The organism is Pseudomonas sp. A0308 (genome assembly GCF_044218815.1).
Taxonomy (GTDB): domain Bacteria; phylum Pseudomonadota; class Gammaproteobacteria; order Pseudomonadales; family Pseudomonadaceae; genus Aquipseudomonas; species Aquipseudomonas iridis.
The window spans coordinates 2841097-2855520 of the sequence record NZ_CP162581.1; the positions used below are offsets into that span (position 1 = coordinate 2841097).

General features: G+C 60.1%; 9 protein-coding genes. 3 read left to right on the forward strand and 6 right to left on the reverse strand.

All coding sequences use genetic code 11. The features are described 5' to 3' along the window. Positions 1-8 precede the first annotated feature (8 nt). Together AB4P92_RS13050 and AB4P92_RS13055 are read left to right on the forward strand one after the other, a co-directional pair. Entirely contained in the window at positions 9-812 is an 804-nt protein-coding gene (locus AB4P92_RS13050; RefSeq protein ID WP_395599499.1) for a hypothetical protein, read from the forward strand. 155 nt (positions 813-967) lie between these two features. Next, on the forward strand, positions 968-1405 hold the full coding sequence (locus tag AB4P92_RS13055) for a hypothetical protein (protein ID WP_042557275.1): 438 nt from the start codon (positions 968-970) through the stop codon (positions 1403-1405). Positions 1406-1496: 91 nt separating this feature from the next. On the opposite strand, the gene AB4P92_RS13060 is transcribed toward AB4P92_RS13055, so the two are convergent. Further along, positions 1497-2399: a LysR substrate-binding domain-containing protein gene (locus AB4P92_RS13060; RefSeq protein WP_395599500.1), complete on the reverse strand. Its 903-nt coding sequence runs from the start codon at positions 2397-2399 to the stop codon at positions 1497-1499. A 118-nt stretch (positions 2400-2517) separates the two neighbouring features. Between AB4P92_RS13060 and AB4P92_RS13065 the strand changes: the two genes are divergently transcribed. Continuing rightward, positions 2518-3789 carry an MFS transporter gene (locus tag AB4P92_RS13065; protein ID WP_395599501.1) on the forward strand — a complete coding sequence of 424 codons (1272 nt, stop codon included), beginning with the start codon at positions 2518-2520 and terminating at the stop codon, positions 3787-3789. 177 nt (positions 3790-3966) lie between these two features. Here the strand turns inward: AB4P92_RS13065 and hemE are convergent, their stop codons facing one another. The 5 genes from hemE to aroB all read right to left on the reverse strand — a co-directional run bounded on the left by hemE (position 3967) and on the right by aroB (position 14322). Then, positions 3967-5034, reverse strand: coding sequence for a uroporphyrinogen decarboxylase (gene hemE / locus AB4P92_RS13070; protein ID WP_007909440.1), 1068 nt, complete (start codon positions 5032-5034; stop codon positions 3967-3969). 246 nt (positions 5035-5280) lie between these two features. Further along, entirely contained in the window at positions 5281-6699 is a 1419-nt protein-coding gene (locus AB4P92_RS13075) for an FAD-dependent oxidoreductase (protein ID WP_042557272.1), read from the reverse strand. Positions 6700-6822: 123 nt separating this feature from the next. Further along, complete coding sequence (gene gltB / locus AB4P92_RS13080) at positions 6823-11268, reverse strand: glutamate synthase large subunit (protein ID WP_047299402.1); 4446 nt, start codon at positions 11266-11268, stop codon at positions 6823-6825. 350 nt (positions 11269-11618) lie between these two features. Further along, positions 11619-13211, reverse strand: coding sequence for an AAA family ATPase (locus AB4P92_RS13085; RefSeq protein ID WP_395599502.1), 1593 nt, complete (start codon positions 13209-13211; stop codon positions 11619-11621). Positions 13212-13221: 10 nt separating this feature from the next. After that, positions 13222-14322, reverse strand: coding sequence for a 3-dehydroquinate synthase (gene aroB / locus AB4P92_RS13090; protein ID WP_047299400.1), 1101 nt, complete (start codon positions 14320-14322; stop codon positions 13222-13224). Positions 14323-14424 lie beyond the last annotated feature (102 nt).

Here is a 14424-nt window from a genome sequence, read left to right on the forward strand (position 1 = left end):
TGAAGGGAATGACTCAGTTTCACCGCATCGCCGCCCTGCTGGCCCTGGCTTTTATACTCGGCGGTTGCACCAGCAAACCGGTGTACAACGCAAAGGAAGAGTTCTCCAGCAACCTGGGCTTCACCGAATCACAGATGAGCCGCGCCATCGTCACTGCGCTCAATGATCGCCAATGGGTCGTGCAATCGGTGCGTCCGGGCATGATCAAAGCCGCGATCACCGTGCGTGGTCGGCATCACGCCGAAGTCGACATCCCGTTCACCCCGACTTCGTTCGAAATCGACTACCGCAGCAGCTACGGCCTGAATGCCAAGGACGGCAAGATCCACGGCAACTACAACCGCTGGGTCAACCGTCTGCGCGACAACGTCCTCAAGGAGCTGTCGATCAACCCGGACATCGAAGCCGTCAACAGCCTTGGCATCATCAAGCAAGGCGCCGACGAGCCGACCTACCTCAGCTTCCGCGAAGGCGTCAAACGCGCCACCGACGCCGGCCTGCTCGACGGCAGCGTCAAGTTCTACCTGGCCGGCGAAACCCTGCCAAAACAGGTACGCAAACTCGACACCGTCAGCAGCAGCCGCAAGACCAACGGCTCGAACAAGTCCGACGAAGACGCCTGCTTCTGGGCCCTGCAATCGGCCCTCGCAACCCTGCAGAACGCCGCCAAAAAGGCCGACGCCAACGCCGTGATCAACATCGCCAGTGTCGACCAGCGCGACCTCTACAAAGACACCGAAAAATTCCAGTGCCGCGCCGGGCTGGTCGTGTCGAGTGTGGCGTTGCGTGGGGATTTGGCGCACGTGGATTGATGGAACTGTAGAAACGACAAAGGGCGCCTTTCGGCGCCCTTTTTATTTTGCCCATCTACACTCGTTCAAGCAGGCAACCGCACCACACCTGCCAGAACGGCGAGCCCCAGTCGATCAAACACTCGCTGCTCTCTTTCACCGTCAAGGAGATGACCATGCAAGTGAAAGCCCTGATCGCCGCAACGCTCTTCTGCCTGCTCCCCAGCGCCAGCCACGCCACCAATCTGATGTACATGCCGTTCGAGACCGTGCTCTCGGATGCGCTTCGTGCCGGGCGGCTGGATGGCAGTGTGAAGTTTTATCTGGTTGGCAATGGGCCGCTGGGAACTCAACAGTTGCTAAGGCGGGGCGTGGTCAGTGATCTGAGTACCAACGGGTTCAACAAGAGTGATCAGTTCTCGTGCGAGTGGGTGCTGCAGTCAAACCTGATCAAGTTGCAGGCCGAGGCCAAACGGGTCGGGGCGAATGCGGTGACCAATATCGTCAGTTATTACGACCAGCACGTGCGCAAGGATTTGAATACTTACGAGTGTCGAGCGGGGATTTTTGTCACGAGGGTGGCGTTGAAGGGGGATTTGGTGCGGTTGCCTTGAAGGGCAGATCAAAAGATCGCAGCCTTCGGCAGCTCCTACATTTGGAATGCCTTTCCCTGTAGGAGCTGCCGAAGGCTGCGATCTTTTGACTTCAGGTTTTCGGAGGCTCGACCTTACTTGTAAGCAATTTGACAAACGCCTTGGCCATCGGCGATTTCTGATCCTTGCGCTGTACAAGCCATACGGCCGACACCGCTGCGGGGTCGAGCAGCGGCCGGTAGACCACGCCGTCGATGCGCATCCGCTGGTAGGACGCCGGCAACACCGACACGCCCAACCCCGCCGCCACCAGACCGATGATGGTCATGGCTTCGCCGGCCTCTTGGGCGAAATGCGGGCTGAAACCGGCGTCGCGCGCCAGGCTGAGCAGTTGTGCGTAGAGACCGCTGCCATAACTGCGCGGGAAGAACACGAAAGGCTCCAGCGCCAGCGCCGAGAGAAACAACCCCTCCTCGCTGCCCTGAGCCAACGGATGCTTGGAACTGAGCACCGCTACCAGCGGCTCGCGCATCAATTCCACCACGCTCAATGAATCCGGCAAACCCAGCGGGCGCATGATGCCGACTTCAATTGATTCGTCGACCAGCGCCTCGGCAACCTGGGTGCTACTCATCTCACGCAAATGCAGATGCACCGCTGCAAACCGCTGGCGAAATGAAAAGATCGCCTGCGGAATGGTCGAGTTGAACGGCGCCGATGAGGTGAAGCCGATCTTCAGTTCACCGAGTTCGCCGAGTTGCGCACGACGGGCGACATCCGCCGCTTTGTCGACTTGCGCCAGCACCAGCCGCGCCTCTTCCAAAAACAATCTGCCGGCCTCACTCAGCTCGACCCGACGATTGGTCCGTTCAAACAGACGTGCACCGACCTCTTGCTCAAGCGCCTGAATCTGCTGGCTAAGCGGTGGCTGGGAGATGCCCAGCACCTGTGCTGCGCGGCCGAAATGCAGTTCTTCGGCGACGGCGATGAAGTAGCGCAGGTGACGCAATTCCATAAAAACCCCATTAGGTCGTTAAAGCTATCAAACAGGTCGAACAATATATTGGATAGAAACATTAGCCAGCTATATGATTTTTTCATTGCCTGCCCGGCTGCGCTCTCCGAGGTCCGATGTGAAAACTGCCACCGCCCCCCTTGCCCATGAGGTTCCGCCTGCAGCGGACGATGTCGTCGCCGAACTGCAAGAGATCTACATCGAAAAAGGCACACCGATGTTCATGCGCACGGTGCTGGCGCTATTCAGCGGCGGGTTTGCGACGTTTGCACTGCTGTATTGCGTGCAGCCGATGATGCCGTTGCTGTCTCATGAATACGGAATCAACGCGGCGCAGAGCAGCCTGATTCTGTCGGTGGCCACCGGCATGCTCGCCATCGGCTTACTGATCACCGGGCCGATTTCCGACCGGGTCGGGCGTAAACCGGTCATGGTTGCCGCGCTGTTCGCGGCAGCGCTGTGCACCATGGCCAGTGCAATGATGCCGAGCTGGCACGGCGTGCTGATCATGCGCGCGCTGATCGGCTTGTCGTTGAGCGGCCTGGCCGCGGTGGCGATGACCTATCTGAGTGAAGAAATTCATCCGCAACACATCGGCCTTGCCATGGGTTTGTACATCGGCGGCAACGCAATTGGCGGGATGAGCGGACGCCTGATTACCGGGGTGTTGATCGACTTCGTCAGTTGGCACACGGCGATGCTGGTGATTGGCGGTCTGGCGATGATTGCGGCGGCGGTGTTCTGGAAGATCCTGCCGGAGTCGCGCAACTTCCGCTCACGCTCGCTGCATCCGCGCAGCTTGCTTGACGGTTTCACCATGCACTTTCGCGATGCCGGTCTGCCGCTGTTGTTTCTTGAAGCGTTCGTACTGATGGGCGCGTTTGTCACGCTGTTCAACTACATCGGCTATCGCTTGCTGGCTGCACCGTACAACCTCGATCAAGTGTTCGTCGGTTTGCTCTCGGTGGTGTACCTGTCAGGGATCTACAGTTCGGCGAAAATCGGTTCGCTGGCGGACCAATTGGGGCGGCGCAAAGTGTTTTGGGCAACTATCGCGCTGATGTTCGCCGGTCTCGCGTTGACCATGTTTACACCACTGCTGCTGGTGATTGTCGGCATGTTGATTTTCACCTTCGGCTTCTTCGCCGCGCATTCGGTAGCGAGCAGCTGGATCGGCCGTCGGGCGATCAAGGCCAAGGGCCAGGCGTCGTCGCTGTACCTGTTCAGCTATTACGCCGGGTCAAGCATTGCCGGGACAGCGGGCGGGGTGTTCTGGCATTTGGGTGGGTGGAACGGGATTGGATTGTTTATCGGCGCCTTGTTGCTGGTGGCGCTGTTGATAGCGTTGAAGCTGGCGAAGTTGCCGCCATTGGGTGGTGTGAAGGCCTGACCCAAAACCAGTGTGGGAGCGAGCCTGCTCGCGAAAGCGGTGGATCAGTCAGCAAATTTATTGACGCAAACTGCGCATTCGCGAGCAGGCTCGCTCCCACATTTGCTAAGCGTCCGACTGTGGATTACGCATACAAAAACGCCCGGCATTGGCCGGGCGTTTTTTATTGCGTATCGATCACTCGTGATACTGAGCCGACAACTCATGCACCGCGCGCAGGAAGGCACCGGCGTGTTCCGGGTCGACTTCCGGGGTGATGCCGTGGCCGAGGTTGAACACGTGGCCGCTGCCCTTGCCGTAGCTGGCCAGAATGCGCCCGACTTCGGTGCGGATTGCTTCCGGCTTGGCGTAGAGCACGGTCGGGTCCATGTTGCCTTGCAGGGCAACCTTGTCGCCAACACGAGCGCGGGCGTTGCCGATGTCGCAGGTCCAGTCCAGGCCCAGTGCGTCGGCGCCGGCCTCGGCGATGCTTTCCAGCCACAGGCCGCCGTTCTTGGTGAACAGGATCACCGGCACCTTGCGACCGTCGTTTTCGCGGATCAAACCGCTGACGATTTTCTTCATGTAGGCCAGCGAGAATTCCTGATACGCCGCCGCCGACAGATTGCCGCCCCAGGTATCGAAGATCTGCACCGCTTGCGCGCCAGCCATGATCTGGCCATTGAGGTACGAAGTCACCGACTGCGCCAACTTGTCCAGCAGCAGGTGCATGGCTTGCGGGTTGTCGTAGAGCATGGCTTTGGTCTTGCGGAAGTCTTTCGACGAGCCGCCTTCAACCATGTACGTCGCCAGTGTCCACGGGCTGCCGGAAAAGCCGATCAGCGGCACACGGCCGTTCAACTCACGACGGATGGTGCTCACCGCGTCCATCACGTAGCCAAGGTCTTTGTGCGGATCAGGGATCGGCAGGGCCTCAATGTCGGCCAGGGTGCTGACGACTTTTTTGAAGCGCGGGCCTTCACCAGTCTCGAAGTACAGGCCTTGGCCCATGGCATCGGGGATGGTGAGGATGTCGGAAAACAGGATCGCCGCGTCCAGTTGTGGATAGCGGTCGAGCGGTTGCATGGTGACTTCGCAAGCGAACTCCGGATTCATGCACAGGCTCATGAAGTCACCGGCGTGGGCACGGCTGGCGCGGTATTCCGGCAGGTAGCGGCCGGCCTGACGCATCATCCACACGGGGGTGACGTCTACGGGTTGCTTGAGCAGGGCGCGGAGGAAACGGTCGTTCTTCAGGGCAGTCATGTCGGCATCCGGAAAAAAAGTGCGGGCATTTTCTCAGAGCGCGAGGGAAAAGGCACGGATGCAGGTCAGCCTTTTGTCTATCGGGTCAATTTATTGCGTTGGAATGCAGACTTTGTAACGCCACAAAACACTGTGGGAGCTGGCTTGCCAGCGATACAGACACCTCGGTGTGTCCAGATAAACCGAGGTGATGCTATCGCTGGCAAGCCAGCTCCCACAGGTATTGCGGTGTAGCTTAAAACGGTTTTAGACGCCCAGGTAATCAAGGATTCCTTCGGCGGCATTACGGCCTTCGAAGATTGCCGTCACTACCAGGTCGGAACCGCGCACCATGTCGCCACCCGCAAAGATCTTCGGGTTGCTGGTCTGGTGCTTGTACTGACCTTGCTCAGGCGCAACGACACGGCCCTGGCTGTCAGTCTGGATTTCGAACTGTCCGAACCAAGGCGCCGGGCTCGGACGGAAACCGAAGGCGATGACCACGGCGTCGGCCGGGATGATCTCTTCGGAGCCCGGGATCGGCTCGGGGCTGCGACGGCCACGGGCGTCCGGTTCGCCGAGACGGGTCTCGACCACTTTCACGCCTTCGACCCGGTCTTCACCGACGATGGCGATCGGCTGGCGGTTGTAGAGGAATTTCACGCCTTCTTCCTTGGCGTTCTTCACCTCTTTGCGCGAGCCGGGCATGTTCGCTTCGTCACGACGATAAGCGCAGGTTACCGACTTGGCACCCTGGCGGATCGAGGTGCGGTTGCAGTCCATCGCCGTGTCGCCACCACCGAGCACCACAACCTTCTTGCCTTTCATGTCGACGAAATCTTCCGGCGACTTTTCAAAGCCCAGGTTGCGGTTGACGTTAGCGATCAGGAAGTCCAGCGCGTCATAAACGCCCGGCAGGTCCTCACCGGCAAAACCGCCCTTCATGTAGGTGTAAGTACCCATGCCCATGAACACTGCATCGTATTCGGCGAGCAGTTGTTCCATCGTCACGTCAGTGCCGACTTCGGTGTTGAGCCGGAACTCGATGCCCATGCCGGTGAAGACTTCGCGACGATTGCTCAGCACGCTCTTTTCCAGCTTGAACTCGGGGATACCGAAGGTCAGCAGACCACCGATTTCCGGGTTCTTGTCGAACACCACCGGGGTCACGCCGCCACGCACCAGCACGTCGGCACAGCCCAGACCTGCCGGGCCAGCACCGATGATCGCGACACGTTTGCCGGTCGGTTTGACCTTGGACATGTCCGGGCGCCAGCCCATGGCGAACGCGGTGTCGGTGATGTACTTCTCGACCGAACCGATGGTCACTGCACCGAACCCGTCGTTGAGGGTGCAGGCACCCTCGCACAGACGATCCTGGGGACAAACCCGGCCGCAGACTTCCGGCAGGGTGTTGGTCTGGTGCGACAGCTCGGCGGCCTGAAGGATGTTGCCCTCGGCCACCAGCTTCAGCCAGTTGGGAATGAAGTTGTGCACCGGGCACTTCCATTCGCAGTACGGGTTGCCGCAACCCAGGCAGCGGTGGGCCTGATCGGCCGACTGCTGGGGTTTGAAAGGTTCGTAGATCTCGACGAACTCTTTCTTGCGTTGACGCAACAGTTTCTTCTTCGGATCTTTGCGCCCGACATCGATGAATTGAAAGTCGTTACTGAGACGTTCGGCCATCTTCAAAACCTCATAACAGCAGCTTCAAGCTACTAGCTTCAAGCTGCAAGAAAATCACTCTGCAGGCACATCGCGCACTGCTGTTAACTTGCGGCTTGTAACTTGCCGCTTGCAGTTGCGCCGTTATTGCGGACTCGCACGAGTACTGGAGAGCAGAGATTTCAGGCTCGCCGCTTTCGGTTTGACCAGCCAGAAACGGCGCAAGTAGTCATCGAGGTTTTCGGCGAGTTCACGACCCCACTCGCTGTCGGTTTCCGCGACGTACTCGTTCAGCACGTTTTGCAGGTGGCTGCGATAGGATTCCATCGCCTCACCACTGATCCGCTGAATTTCCACCAGTTCGTGGTTGACCCGGTCAACGAAGCTGTTGTCCTGGTCGAGCACGTAGGCGAAACCACCGGTCATGCCAGAGCCGAAGTTGTAACCGGTCTTGCCCAACACGCAGACGAAACCACCGGTCATGTACTCGCAGCAGTGATCGCCAGTGCCTTCCACAACCGTGTGGGCACCGGAGTTACGCACGGCGAAACGCTCGCCTGCGGTGCCAGCGGCGAACAGCTTGCCGCCAGTGGCGCCGTACAGGCAGGTGTTGCCGATGATGGCGCTGTTCTGAGTCTTATAAACGCTGCCCTTGGGCGGCACGATGGTCAGCTTGCCACCGGTCATGCCTTTGCCGACGTAGTCGTTGGCGTCGCCTTCCAGGTACATGTTCAGACCGCCGGCGTTCCACACGCCGAAGCTCTGACCGGCCGTCCCTTTGAAGCGGAAGGTGATCGGCGCCTTGGCCATGCCTTGGTTGCCGTGCTTGCGGGCGATTTCGCCGGAGATCCGCGCACCGATCGAACGGTCGCAGTTGCAGATGTCCAGTTCGAACTCGGCGCCGCTGAGGTCGTTGATCGCCGACGTCGCCAGATCGACCATTTTCTCGGCCAGCAGGCCCTGATCGAATGGCGGGTTGCGCTCAACCTGGCAGAACTGCGGCTTGTCCGCCGGGATGTGATCGCTGCCCAGCAGCGGAGTCAGATCCAGGTGATTTTGCTTGGCGGTCTGGCCTTCGAGGATGTCCAGCAGATCGGTGCGACCGATCAGCTCTTCGAGGGAGCGCACGCCAAGCTTGGCCAGCCACTCACGGGTTTCTTCGGCGACGTAGGTGAAGAAATTCACCACCATGTCGACGGTGCCGATGTAGTGATCCTTGCGCAGCTTCTCGTTCTGAGTGGCAACGCCGGTGGCGCAGTTGTTCAGGTGGCAGATGCGCAGGTATTTGCAGCCCAGCGCGATCATTGGCGCGGTGCCGAAGCCGAAGCTTTCGGCGCCAAGGATCGCTGCCTTGATCACGTCGAGGCCGGTTTTCAGGCCGCCGTCAGTCTGCACCCGGACTTTGCCGCGCAAGTCGTTGCCGCGCAGAGTCTGGTGGGTTTCGGCCAGGCCGAGTTCCCACGGTGCGCCCGCGTACTTGATCGAGGTCAGCGGCGAAGCACCGGTGCCACCGTCGTAGCCGGAAATGGTGATCAAGTCCGCGTAGGCCTTGGCCACACCGGCGGCGATGGTGCCGACGCCAGCTTCAGCGACCAGTTTCACCGAGACCAGCGCCTTCGGGTTGACCTGCTTGAGGTCGAAAATCAGTTGCGACAAATCTTCGATGGAATAAATGTCGTGGTGCGGCGGTGGCGAAATCAGCGTCACGCCAGGCACTGCATAACGCAGCTTGGCGATCAGCCCGTTGACCTTGCCGCCCGGGAGTTGACCACCCTCGCCCGGCTTGGCGCCTTGGGCCACCTTGATCTGCAGCACTTCGGCGTTGACCAGGTATTCCGGCGTCACGCCGAAACGGCCAGTCGCGACCTGCTTGATTTTCGAGCTCTTGATGGTGCCGTAACGCGCCGGGTCTTCGCCGCCTTCGCCGGAGTTGGAACGCGCACCAAGACGGTTCATGGCTTCGGCCAGGGCTTCGTGAGCTTCCGGTGACAGAGCGCCCAGCGAGATACCGGCAGAGTCGAAGCGCTTGAGCACCGATTCCAGCGGTTCGATTTCACTGATGTCCAACGGCGTGTCGAGGGTCTTGACCTTGAGCAGGTCGCGAATCATCGACACCGGACGGTTGTCCACCAGCGAGGTGTATTCCTTGAACTTGGCGTAGTCGCCCTGCTGCACAGCGGCTTGCAGGGTGTTGACCACGTCCGGGTTGTACGCGTGATATTCGCCACCGTGGACGAACTTCAGCAGACCGCCCTGCTGGATCGGCTTGCGCGGGCTCCAGGCTTCGGCAGCGAGGGCTTTCTGCTCGGCTTCGATGTCGACGAAACGCGCACCCTTGATGCGGCTCGGCACGCCACGGAAGCTCAGGTCGCACACTTCTTCGGACAGGCCAATGGCCTCGAACAACTGCGCACCACGGTACGAAGCGATGGTCGAGATGCCCATCTTCGACAGAATCTTGAGCAGGCCTTTGGTGATGCCTTTGCGGTAGTTCTTGAACACCTCGTAGAGGTCGCCCAGCACTTCACCGGTACGGATCAGGTCGCCCAGCACTTCGTAAGCCAGGAACGGATAAACCGCCGAGGCACCGAAACCGATCAGCACCGCAAAGTGATGCGGATCACGCGCGGTAGCGGTTTCAACGAGGATGTTGGAGTCGCAACGCAGGCCTTTTTCGGTCAGGCGATGGTGCACCGCACCGGTCGCCAGCGAAGCGTGGATCGGCAGTTTGCCCGGGGCGATATGACGGTCGCTCAGAACGATCTGGGTACGGCCGGCACGTACGGCTTCTTCAGCCTGATCGGCGACGTTGCGAATCGCCGCTTCGAGGCCGACGCTTTCGTCGTAATTGAGGTCGATGACCTGCCGCTCGAAACCCGGGCGATCAAGGTTCATCAGCGAACGCCACTTGGCCGGGGAAATGACCGGCGAGCTGAGGATCACACGCGAGGCGTGTTCCGGCGACTCCTGGAAAATGTTGCGCTCGGCACCGAGGCAGATTTCCAGCGACATCACGATCGCTTCACGCAGCGGGTCGATCGGCGGGTTGGTGACCTGCGCGAACTGCTGGCGGAAATAGTCGTACGGCGTGCGCACGCGCTGGGACAGCACGGCCATCGGCGTGTCGTCGCCCATCGAACCAACGGCTTCGTAGCCTTGCTCGCCAAGCGGACGCAGTACCTGATCGCGCTCTTCGAACGTGACCTGATACATCTTCATGTATTGCTTGAGCTGATCGACGTCGTAGAAAGCCGAACCGTGGTCGTTGTCTTCCATGGTCGCCTGAATGCGCAGGGCATTCTTGCGCAGCCATTGCTTGTACGGATGACGGGATTTGAGACGGTTGTCGATCGCATCGGTGTCGAGGATCTGCCCGGTTTCGGTATCCACGGCCAGGATCTGGCCCGGGCCTACGCGGCCCTTGGCGATCACGTCTTCGGGCTGGTAGTTCCAGACGCCGATTTCCGAAGCAACGGTGATGAAACCGTTGGTGGTGGTAACCCAGCGCGCCGGGCGCAGACCGTTACGGTCGAGCAGGCAGACCGCGTAGCGACCATCGGTCATGACCACGCCGGCCGGGCCGTCCCACGGCTCCATGTGCATCGAGTTGTACTCGTAGAACGCACGCAGATCCGGGTCCATGGTTTCGACGTTCTGCCACGCAGGCGGAATGATCATCCGCACGCCACGGAACAGGTCGATGCCGCCGGTGACCATCAGTTCAAGCATGTTGTCCATGCTCGAGGAGTCGGAACCGACGCGGTTAACCAGCGGGCCGAGTTCTTCCAGATCCATCAGATCATTGGTGAACTTGGTCCGACGGGCCTGAGCCCAGTTACGGTTACCGGTGATGGTATTGATCTCGCCGTTGTGTGCGAGGAAGCGGAATGGCTGAGCCAGCGGCCATTTCGGCAGGGTGTTGGTGGAGAAGCGCTGGTGAAACACGCAGATCGCGGTTTGCAGGCGCTCGTCACTCAGGTCCGGATAAAACGCGGCCAGATCGGCCGGCATCATCAAGCCTTTATAGATGATGGTCTTGTGCGAAAAGCTGCAGATGTAGTGGTCGCTATCGACAGCGTTGGTCACCGACGAACGGCGACGGGCGCTGAACAGCTTGACCGCCATGTCCTGATCGCTCAGGCCTTCGCCGCCGATGTACACCTGCTCGATTTGCGGCAGGCGTTCAAGGGCCAGGCGGCCGAGGACGCTGGTGTCGATTGGCACTTTGCGCCAGCCGATCAGTTGCAGTCCTTCGGCGAGGATCTCGCGGTTCATGTTCTCGCGAGCGGCTTCGGCCTTGGCCGAATCCTGGTTGAAGAAGACCATGCCCACGGCATATTGCTTGGGCAACTCGACGCTGAAGGTTTCCTGAGCGATAGCGCGCAGAAAGGCGTCGGGCTTTTGAATCAGCAGACCGCAACCGTCACCGGTCTTGCCGTCGGCATTAATCCCACCGCGGTGGGTCATGCAGGTCAGGGCCTCAATGGCCGTTTGCAAAAGGGTATGACTGGGCTCGCCCTGCATATGGGCTATCAGGCCGAAACCGCAGTTATCCTTGAATTCATCTGGTTGGTACAGACCTGCTTTCATAGACACTTTCTCACCAGGCTGCCTCTTTTCGAGGCAAATTTCTTTTCAATTCAACCACTTGCGATCCGCGCCGAACGTACGCCGGCTTAGCGGGGGCAAAAGGGTGGTCATTGTACACAGCGACACAGAGGCTCACAAATTTGACGACGAACTGTCGCAAATTCATGTCGCATTTGTGAAAGGTTTAAAGCGATCTGCTGTGCTAGTCAAAACTTTTTTAATTTTGACTGCAACGACTCAAAGACTACTGTGACGCAGACACCACAAGGCACGCGACCTCTGAAGGCGGCGCGCACTCGTAGAAATTTTGAGGTGCTTGGAGAGGCGGCCTGGGTAAGGCCGCCGAATCTTCAGCGAGTTGTTGCCAGTTCCTGTTGGACGCTGGCGACAGTGCGAGGCCAAGGTTTACCAGCCTGAACCTTCGCTGGCAAGGCCTTGATGGCAGAAACAGCCGCATCACGATTGGCGAAGTTGCCGTAGGTGATCACGTAAAGAGGCTTGCCGTTGAGGACTTTCTTGAAATAACGGTACTCGCCGCCCTGCTCCTTGACGAAGCTTTGCGCGGCCGTCTCGGAGCTGGTGCCGAGGATCTGCACCACGTAGTTGCTCGTCGGCTGCCCGGCGTACCAGCTGCCACCGGCGGCTTTGGCCACGGGAACCGGCTTCTCGGCGGGTTTGGCGGCGGCAACTGGTTTGGCTGGCGCTGGAGCAGGTTTGGCCGCTGGCGCTACCGGAGCAGGCTTGGCGGTGGCGATTTGTGTCGGGGCAGGCGCCGGCTTGGCGGCTGGCACTGGAGCCGGGGTGGGTGCCGGACCGGCCGGAACGCCCGCAGGAGGCGCCGAAGTGGTCACGGTCGGCGGCGTGTCGCTGGAGCCTTCCAGTGGCACACCGTCGTCGCCTTCGGTGATACCGCCAGCAGCTTCGGCCAGCGGGCCGCGCATGACCGGTTGCGAGTTGCCAACCAGCGGCAACGGCATCGGCTGCGTATTACCGGCAAATTCGACGTTCGGCGCGCCGCCATTGGCTGCGCCCTGGCCCAATGGCAGTTGTGCCTGTTCGTTGGCGGGTGCGCCGGTGGTTGGCGCCTTGTTGCGACCCGGCATCAGCCAGGCGGCGGCGACCGCGACCACAACGACGGCGGAAATCGCCAATACGTGTTTCTTCGGCATGTTGAACCCCATACTTGGACGCTTGACCGCAGAGCGGCTGGCAATCATGACTTCGATCAGTGCATCGCGAGCGACCTGGTTGATGTTGCCAGGCCAACCCTCGGAGCTTTCGTGAATATCAGAGATCTGATCCGCGGTGAAAAGTTCGACACCCCGGCCCGCACCTTCGAGCCGTTGGTCGAGATACTCGCGCGTCTCTTCTTCGGTGTAAGGCTGCAATTCGATGACGTGGAAGCGCTCTTCTTCGAGGTGCAAAGCCTCAAGCTGAGCGATCAGCGACGACTCACCGAACAGGAACACATGCGGGCGACCTTCCGGCGCGCCGGCACCCAGTGCCATCAGCGCTTCGAGGGCGGATTCGTCGAGCTGCTCGGCGTCATCCACCAGCAAATAGACTTCCTGGCCGGTCAGTGCCAACTGCACCACCTGATCCAGAATTGCGCCGACTTCGGCCTGAGCCACGTTCAGCGCCTGCGCCACCTGACGCAGTACGCCAGCGGCATCGCCGGCACCCCGCGCGGAAACCACAACGCTCTGTACCGATTGCTTGTTGGTGCTGGCGACCAGCGCCTGGCGCAGCAAAGTCTTGCCACTGCCCTGCGGGCCAGTGACCACCAGCAGCAACTGGCTGTAACGCGCCAGGTGATGCAGTTGGCCGAGCACCGGTTTGCGCTGGGCCGGAAAGAATTTGAAGCCCGGTACGCGCGGCGCGAAGGGGTCGTGGCTTAACTGGAAATGGCCGAGGAACGCCTCGTCGGCATGCAAACTAGTCATCGGAATCTTATTAACCTTTAAGCTGAGCCAGGGCGCGGTAATCCGCTCCCAGCGTGGCCTGTAGAACCTCTTTCGGATAATCGTCGGTCACTACCGCTTCGCCCATCTGGCGCAGCAGCACCAGGCGCAGACGACCGTCGATCACTTTTTTGTCGATTGCCATGTGTTCAAGAAAATCGGCTTCGCTCATTTCAGAAGGCGGAATCACCGGCAGGCCGGCTCGCTGAAACAGACGAATGCCGCGATCGCGCTCCTGTTCGCTGATCCAGCCCAGACGCGCTGACATCTCCAGCGCCATCACGGTGCCAGCCGCCACCGCCTCACCATGCAACCAGACACCATAGCCCATGTGGGTCTCGATGGCGTGGCCGAAAGTGTGGCCGAGATTGAGCGTGGCGCGTACGCCGGTTTCCTTCTCATCGGCGCCGACCACCGCAGCCTTGGCTGCGCAGGAGCGCTCGATGGCGTAAGTCAGGGCTGTTTGATCCAGCGCGCGCAAGGCGTCGACGTTGTCTTCGAGCCAGCCGAGGAACGGCTCGTCGCAGATCAGACCGTACTTGATGACCTCAGCCAGACCCGCCGACAGCTCGCGCGGTGGCAGGGTTTTCAGGGACGCCGTATCAATCAGCACGACATTCGGCTGATAGAACGCGCCGACCATGTTCTTGCCCAGCGGATGGTTGATCCCGGTTTTGCCGCCCACCGACGAATCAACCTGAGACAGCAACGTGGTGGGGATCTGGATGAAGTCTACGCCGCGTTGATAGCAGGCAGCGGCGAAACCGGCCATGTCGCCGATCACACCGCCGCCGAGGGCGATAACAGTAGTGCGACGATCATGACGGGCGGTTAGCAGACCGTCGAAGATCAGTTGCAGGGTTTCCCAGTTCTTGAAGGCTTCGCCGTCCGGCAACACCACGGAAATAACCGAGAACTGCGCCAGGCTGCGCGTCAGACGTTCGAGATAGAGCGGCGCAACGGTCTCATTGGAGATGATTGCCACCTGGCGCCCGTGGATATGCGGAGCCAGCAACTCGGGCTGATCCAACAAACCTTCGCCAATATGAATCGGGTAGCTGCGCTCGCCTAGATCGACCTTGAGTGTCTGCATGTGTCCCCACAGTGAAGATGGAAGCAGGCGTCCTGCCCTGAATTATTGGTTACTGCGGCCTATAGCGGGTATGACGCCGCCGGCACGCCATCCGCCACAACC

Excerpts from the sequence above, each read along its gene's own strand:
- aroB (WP_047299400.1), bottom strand. The coding sequence starts at position 14,322 with ATGCAGACACTCAAGGTCGATCTAGGCGAGCGCAGCTACCCGATTCAT.
- AB4P92_RS13050 (WP_395599499.1), top strand. The coding sequence starts at position 9 with ATGACTCAGTTTCACCGCATCGCCGCCCTGCTGGCCCTGGCTTTTATA.
- AB4P92_RS13085 (WP_395599502.1), bottom strand. The coding sequence starts at position 13,211 with ATGACTAGTTTGCATGCCGACGAGGCGTTCCTCGGCCATTTCCAGTTA.
- AB4P92_RS13055 (WP_042557275.1), top strand. The coding sequence starts at position 968 with ATGCAAGTGAAAGCCCTGATCGCCGCAACGCTCTTCTGCCTGCTCCCC.
- gltB (WP_047299402.1), bottom strand. The coding sequence starts at position 11,268 with ATGAAAGCAGGTCTGTACCAACCAGATGAATTCAAGGATAACTGCGGT.
- AB4P92_RS13075 (WP_042557272.1), bottom strand. The coding sequence starts at position 6,699 with ATGGCCGAACGTCTCAGTAACGACTTTCAATTCATCGATGTCGGGCGC.
- AB4P92_RS13060 (WP_395599500.1), bottom strand. The coding sequence starts at position 2,399 with ATGGAATTGCGTCACCTGCGCTACTTCATCGCCGTCGCCGAAGAACTG.
- hemE (WP_007909440.1), bottom strand. The coding sequence starts at position 5,034 with ATGACTGCCCTGAAGAACGACCGTTTCCTCCGCGCCCTGCTCAAGCAA.